Here is a 7623-nt window from a genome sequence, read left to right on the forward strand (position 1 = left end):
CCGGGCGGTGCCTATTCCGGTGTCGGTTACGCGGATGCGGAGTTTGCGGGTGCTGTCGTCCTTGTCGCAGCAGACCGTGACGGAACCCGCAGCGGTGAATTTGGCGGCGTTCTGCAACAGGTTGTCGATCACGCGCGTCATATAGGTTTCATTGGTCGGGATGACGCAGGTGCCGCGACCCCCCCCCTTGAGGATGTACTCTACCGACGGGTTTTGGGAAAGTTCACGCTGGATTTGCAGCCGCTCGGCACACAGCAGGCCGAGATCGGTTTCGGCGAGCGGCAAGGGCTCTTCGGAGCTGACCAGGCTCGACAATTCGAGCATGTTTTCCAGCAGGGTGGTCAGCGCGGTCGTGCTCGCCCATATCTGTTCGCGGAATTCGCGCCGCGTATTGTGGTCGTGGTCGCCTTCGAGCAGTAGATCTGAGAACCCGTTGATGGCGTTGAGTGGCGTGCGGATTTCGTGACACATCGAGTTGATGAAGGCCGTTTTCATCTTTTCGCTCTCCATGGCGCGGCGGCTTTGGCGGGTTATCTCTTCGTTGGCATCGGTCAGTTGCCGCCTTATCTGCTTCAGCTGCCGAACCATGACGTACTGGTAGACGCTCCAGCCGACGAGCAGCAGCACCAGAATGCCGCCCGCAAGCAGGGCGATGAATCGTATGCGGCCGGTCAGCCGGGACTTTTCGAATTCCAGCCTGCCCACCTCGAACAAGGTCTGCATTTCGGCAAGACTGCTCTGCGCCTCTTCTACCCGCTCGTTGAAGCGGATGTTATTGGTTGTCCGCACCGCTTTGAGGGCGTTTTTATAATCGCCCATTTCTTCGTACAGATAGGATTGGGTGGCATAGATAGGGGCTAAGTCCGCTTTTATGCCTTTGCTTTTGTAGACGGTTATGGTCGAGTCGATGTAAGCCACGGCCCGTTCGTAATCCCCCGTACACTGATAATACCGGGCGCTGGTGCTGTATATTTCCGCCATGTCGCCTCTGGCGCGGGCCAGCCCGATGCATTTTTGGTAATACTCGTTCAGCTTATCTCGGGAGATCAGGTCGCGCAGGTATACCATTTTGGCATAGGCGCGCATCATGTAGCCCGTCGTGTCGCGGTGGGGCCGTTCGAAGCGGTCGTCCATCGCCAGCCATTTGCGGTGCAGGTCGATACATTGCCCGATCTGCTCTTCGGCGCGCTTGTCCTTGCAGAGCATATAGAGATCGGAAAGTTCGTCGTGGCAAATCTTTTCCAGGTGGAGACGCTCTTCGAGCGGGTATTTCCTGAGGTTTTCCAGCGCTCGCTCCACATAGGGGATCGCCTTGGCGATGTTGTCGTAGGCTTCGGTCGTGACCGACGAAAAGTCGATGGCCAGGCCTGTCAGGAGTTCCCATTCGATGCGCTCCTCGGGCGTGAGCCGATCGTAGTTTTTGCCTTTGAGTTCTTCCAGCGCACGCGTTACCGTTTCGATCGAATTGTTGTCGTTCATCTGTTTCCAGAGGTAGTAGGCGTAAAGCGATGAACGGAACAGGGCGTGGCGGGAACCCGGGAGAATGCTGTCCGAGAGGGCGATGTATTTCTCGGCCCGCCGGGTGTCGCGGTCGGCGAATTTGCGAACCAGAAAGTCCAGCGCATCTTTGCATCCGTAGGTATCCCCGGCCTTGTGCGCTTCGGCGAGTGCCGCTTCCCAATGGGGTGCGGCCAGTTCGAGGCTGTCGCCGCTCAGGTCGGCAAGTTGGACGTATATACGTTCCCGGCCGGCGGCATCGGGTGTTTTCGGTAAGAGCGTAAGCAAACTGTCGGCATGTGCCGGCTTGGGGGGCGCCGATATTGCAGCGTACGGAAACAAGGACATAATTAGCCCTGACGCAAGGGCTTTCAGGAGAATCTGACGCATGTCGGTGTCGTGAAACAATATTAAATTCGGACAAATTTATGAAAAAAAATCTTTCGGGGAATTATCATTTAAAAAATAGCAAACATAAAAACAGAGACCGGTTGCAAGCCGGTCTCTTTTAACGGGACGGGTCTGAACCGTCCGGGAGTCATGCCACCCGCAGCTTTACGCCGTGCGATTTGTCCGACTCGACGACGACCGTGTCGCCTTCGTGGAGTTTGCCGTCGATGATCAGCGTCGAAAGCGGTTCCTCGACGTTGTCCATCAGCGTACGTTTGAGCGAGCGGACTCCATAGCGCGATTCGTAGCCCATGGCCGCCAGGCGACGCTTGGCTCCGTCGGTGATCTTCACCTTGTAGCCCAGGCGGCGCGTGCGTTCGAAGAGCCCTTGCAATTCCAGTTCGATGATCCGCTCCACATCGCTCAGTTCCAGCGTGCGGAACAATACGATGTCGTCGATCCGGTTCAGGAACTCCGGGGCGAAGGTCTGCTCGAGTGCCTTGCGGTATTCGCACCGGGGCGTCGCGGAGGCTGTGGCACTCTTCGATACGGTGCTGTAACCTACCTGCACCGATTTCTTGACCACGTCGCGCGACCCGACGTTCGAGGTCATGATGATGATCGTGTTGCGGAAGTCCACCTTGCGGCCCGAGCCGTCGGTGAGGTGTCCCTCGTCGAAGATCTGCAACATCGTGTTGAAGACCTCGGGGTGTGCTTTCTCGATCTCGTCGAACAGGATCACGGCATAGGGCTGGCGGCGTACCGTCTCGGTGAGCTGGCCGCCCTCGCCGTAGCCGACATAACCCGGTGGCGAGCCGATCAGCCGGGCGACGTTGTGCTTCTCGCTGTATTCGCTCATGTCGATGCGGATCAGTCCGCGCTGTTCGTCGAAGAGCCATTTCGAGACCTCCTTGGCCAGCAGCGTCTTGCCTACCCCCGTGGGGCCGACGAAGAGGAATACCCCGATCGGACGGTTCTCGTCCTTGAGCCCGGCCCGCGAGCGGCGGATCGTGCGCGAGATCTTCTCGACGGCCTCCTGCTGCCCTACGACCCGCTGCGAAAGGTGCTGGCAGAGGGTTTGCAGGCGGGTCATCTCTCCGCCCGAAATGCGCTCGGCGGGGATGCCCGTCATCGAGGTGATGACCTGCTGGATATGCTCGGCCGTGATCTCCACGGGGTTGGTTTCGAGCGACCGCTGCCATTCGTTGCGGCTTTCGCCCAGTTTCGAACGGAGTGCGATTTCGCGCAGGCGTGCCGAGGCGGCCTTTTCGTAGACCAGTTCTTTGACCGCCTCGCGGCGTTCGCGCCGCACTTGGTCGAGTGCGTTTTCCATCTGGCGGAGTTCGGCCGGTTCGCGCGCCGATTGCAGGTGTATGCGCGAGCCCGCCTCGTCCAGCACATCGATCGCCTTGTCCGGGAAGAAGCGGTCGGTGATGTAGCGCCCGGTGAGTTCCACGCAGGCTTGCAGCGCCTCTTCCGTATAGCGTACCTTGTGGTGCTGCTCGTAGTGGGAGGCGATGTTGCGCAGGATCTGGAGCGTCTGCTCGGGCGTCGTGGGCTCGACGACGACCTTCTGGAACCGGCGCTCGAGCGCCGAGTCGCTTTCGATGTTCTCGCGGTATTCGTCGAGCGTCGTGGCGCCGATGGTCTGCAGTTCGCCCCGTGCGAGTGCCGGTTTGAGGATGTTGGCCGTGTCGAGGCTGCCCTGTGTCGAACCGGCACCCACGATGGTGTGTATCTCGTCGATGAATATGATCGTGTCCTTGGCCTTGCGCAGTTCGTCGAGCAGTTGCTGCATGCGCTCCTCGAATTCGCCGCGGAACTTCGTGCCCGCTACGAGCGACGATACGTCGAGCGAGAAGAGCGTCTTGTCGGCGATGGTGTAGGGCACCTCGCCGCGTGCAATGCGCAGAGCCAGCCCTTCGATGATGGCGCTCTTGTCCACGCCCGATGATGGCGCTCTTGCCCACGCCCGCCTCGCCGATGAGGATCGGGTTGTTCTTCTTGCGGCGCGAGAGTATCTGGACTACGCGCTCGATCTCCTGCTCGCGCCCCACGACGGGGTCGATTTTACCCTCTCGGGCCATCTGCGTGAGATTTACGCCGAACTTGTCGAGCACGTGCGATGTGTTTTTCTCTTCGGGTTTGTTTTCCTCGCTGAAATCGAGCATGTGTACCTGTATCTCCGTGCGGAAATCGTCGCCGGCGGCGAATTTCTTGATGTCTTCGGATACGACTTCACCCGTGATGCCGTACATTTCGAGTACGCGCGATGTCGCGGTCGAGCGGTCGCCGACGATGGCCCGCAGTGCGTGGGCCGTAGAGACGCTCCGCACGGCGCCCGATACGGCGCACAGTTCGTCGGTAAAGGCGCGGTAAAACTCTTCGGCGCCCGTGTTTTCGCGCCGCCCTGCCCCGAGTACCTCGCGTTCGATGCGCAGGCGTACCTGGTAGAGCTCCCAGTCCTTCAGACGGGAGGATAAAAGCTGGTAGGCAAGCGACCCTTCTTCGCGGAGCATCTCCAGCATGAGAAAATCCTTCAGCGAGTGGTCGATTCCTGCTTTGGTCGTATTAAACGCCGCGCGGGCAATGATGCCCTCGAGCGTCTTCGAAATTTTTACTTGCATGTTGCGTCGTCATGAAATTTAATAGTCTAACTTTTGATTCTTCGCCTATCTAACGGCATGTTATTGTTAAATATTATGTTAACTTGTTGAGCGGTATTTATTGCATTGTCCCTGAGTGGATTGTGCGGCTGAAATTCTCGGTGTGCGATGCTGGAAACGGGCTTGGATGTGTTCTGAACGGGTTTCCGGCCTTTTTCGCAGGGAGAAGATGCTCCCCCGGAAGGATAGTTCCGGTACTATGGAAAGGGTATACGGAGGCAGGATAGGCTCCCTGTGGCCGGTGCCGGAAAGAGCTCTTGCGGGGGCGGGGTTCGCCGGCTTTGGTTACCGGGGCTGCCTGCGGTGCCGGGCGGCTCTGTACCGGACGGCTTCTTGTGCGGGATATACCGACTGCGCCGGGATTAGTTGCCTGTTGCCGGCCGGTGCCGGGCGTCAGTTGCCGTTATACAATTATGATTCGGAATGTTTTATTTTTGATACGATGGCTGAAAGCCGTACCGATACCCTGCCGAAACCGGATGTAGATTTTTCCAGTGTATTATCTCTCTGAAAAACAATTATTATTACAAGTATAAAACGGAGTGTGTGTGTTTTTATTGTGCCGGTCTTGTTTATTTGTGTTGTTAATTTTGTATTTTTGTGGAAAAGGCCCGTCCGGGGCTGTTGACAACCGACTTCAACCCGAAAAGAATATGAAACGGATCCTGATCCCTCTCCTGGCGCTCGCCGCCGCCATGACCTTTGCACAACCGCCGCGCCCGCTGCCACCGGGCTATCCCGACCGTTCGGGGAATATAGACCTCGAAAGGGGGTTCCGAACCCCGCCGGCAGGTTACGGCGAGGTGCCCTTCTATTGGTGGATCGGCGACACGCTCACGCGCGAACATCTCGCCTGGCAGCTCGACATGCTGGCACGGAAACGGATCAGCAGCCTGCAGATCAACTATTGCCACACCGATACGGGCGGCATCACCTACGGCAGGACATTTCGTTCGAAGCCCGACCTTTTCACTCCGGCGTGGTGGGAGCTTTTCGGGTGGTTCATGACCGAGGCCGGCAAACGCGGTATGACCGTCAGCCTGAGCGACTATACGCTGGGCGTGGGGCAGGGCTCCTATGTGGACGAGATGCTGGCCGAAGACCCGACGCTCAACGGTTCGGAACTGCATTTCGACAGCCTGGAACTCGGCCGCGGGGAGCGTTTCTCGCGGGCTTATGCGCAGCGGCCGCTTTCGCTGAACGCTTACCCGCTCGATGCCCGGGGCCGGATCGACGGGGCGCCGGTCGACCTGTTGCCGGAAATGGGGCCAGACGGGGTCGAGTGGCAGAACCCCTGGCCGCGGGCCCTCGTGGCCGAAGTGAAGGCCGAGCGGCGCCTGCCTTCGCTCGATCCGATGCACCCTCGTGCGGGGCACAGTTACGTGCGGCACTTTTTCCAACGTTTTGCAGACCGTTTCCCCGGGGAATCGGAAACGGGGCTCAATTTCTTTTTCTCCGATGAGCTGAACTTCAACCTGCAGGGCAATATCTGGAACGATATTTTCCGCGACGAGTTCATGCGCCGCAAGGGATACGACATCCTGCCGCAGATCGACGCGCTGTTCGTCGACCTGGGTGACAGTTCGGTCAAGGTACGCATGGACTATAACGACGTGCGCGTGGCGCTGAGCGAGGAAAACTTCTTCATCCCCGTCTATGAGTGGCACCAGCGGCGCGGGCTGCTCTTCGGATGCGACCACGGCGGCCGTGGCCGCGACGTGGGCGAGTTCGGCGACTATTTCCGTACCCAGCGTTGGAACCAGGCTCCGGGCTGCGACCAGCCGATGTTGCAGAAGGACATTATTAAAAACAAGGTCGCCTCGTCGATCTCGCACCTCTACGAACGCCAGCGCGTCTGGCTCGAAGGTTTTCACAGCAGCGAGTGGTCGACCAACTCGGCGCAGCTGACCGATGCGATCTTCGCCAATTTCGCCATGGGGCAGAATCTGCTGAGCCTGCACGGGCTTTACTATACGACCATGGGGGGCTGGTGGGAGTGGGCGGCGCCCTGCAACCATTTCCACGAGCCTTACTGGGACGAGATGGACGGGTTGCTGGAGTGTACCGAGCGCCTGAGTTATATCCTGTCGCAGGGATACCACGTCGCCGACGTGGCGATCCTCTATCCCGTCGAGCCGGTGGTGGCCGGGTACGGCAACGAGGCTGTCGAAGCCGCCTTTGCCGCCGGGGAGGCGATTTACCGCGACGGCATCGACTTCGACTACATGGATTACGAATCGCTCGGCCGCGCCGAGGTGCGCGACGGCCGGTTGCATGTGGCCGGGGAGTCGTTCGGCGTGGTCGTGGTTCCCGCCATGCGGGCGATCCGCCACTCGTCGCTCGAAAAACTGCGCGACTTCGTTCGCGACGGCGGCATGGTCATCAATATCGGCCCGCTGCCGGAGGCCTCTGAAAAGGAGGGGCGCGGCAGCCGGGCGTTGACGGAACTGGTGGCGGATCTCTTCGGGGGCGGGCGCGACCGGGTTTTCCGTATCGGCGATCCGGCGGATGCGACCGCACTCATCGGCCGCAATACGCAGCGCGATTTCACGCTGCTCCGCCCGGCAACGGATGCCGGGGCGCATCCTGCCAAGCAAAAGACGGGCGATCCGACCCCTTACGTCATGCACCGCCGCATCGGCGGCCGCGACCTCTTTGCGGTCTATAACGTCGGGCGGGGCGCAACGTGCCGTTTCCGTGCATGGGGAGCCGCGGAGCTGTGGGATCCGTGGACGGGCGGGAAACGCCCGCTGCGGGTTGCCGCCGTCACGGATGCCGGAACCGAGGTGGTGATGCCGCTGGAGCGTACGGACATGCAGCTGATCCTCTTCGACCCTTCCCGCGATGCGGAGGTCGGGGCGGAATCCGCCGGCGCGGGGAGCACGCAGCGGATCGACCTCGGCGGGGAGTGGGATTTCCGGCTGGAACCCTTGCTGGACAACCATTTCGGCGATTACCAGTGGCCGGGGACGGACGAAAAGATCAGTGCCTGTATTTATGATGCCGAATACGAACGGCTCGGCGGCGAGGCTCGGAAAGGCCGCGGACGGTTCACCTTCGGAGATCGGTT

Annotated in this window: 2 protein-coding genes and 1 pseudogene; 1 reads left to right on the forward strand and 2 read right to left on the reverse strand. The window is 59.9% G+C overall.

Annotated elements, in window-relative coordinates; all coding sequences use genetic code 11:
- Both QVP03_RS07510 and QVP03_RS07515 read right to left on the reverse strand, forming a co-directional pair.
- On the reverse strand, nt 1-1785 hold a 1785-nt coding region (locus QVP03_RS07510), incomplete at its 3' end, for a sensor histidine kinase (protein WP_288210698.1).
- A gap of 250 nt (nt 1786-2035) precedes the next feature.
- Nucleotides 2036-4514 (reverse strand): annotated as a pseudogene (locus QVP03_RS07515) (ATP-dependent Clp protease ATP-binding subunit).
- A gap of 692 nt (nt 4515-5206) precedes the next feature.
- On the opposite strand from QVP03_RS07515, the gene QVP03_RS07520 reads away from it, so the two are divergent.
- Nucleotides 5207-7623 (forward strand): glycosyl hydrolase (locus QVP03_RS07520; RefSeq protein WP_288210699.1); only part of this gene is annotated, 2417 nt, incomplete at its 3' end.

The sequence above is a fragment of the Alistipes sp. CAG:29 genome (assembly GCF_000435435.1).
GTDB lineage: Bacteria > Bacteroidota > Bacteroidia > Bacteroidales > Rikenellaceae > Alistipes > Alistipes onderdonkii.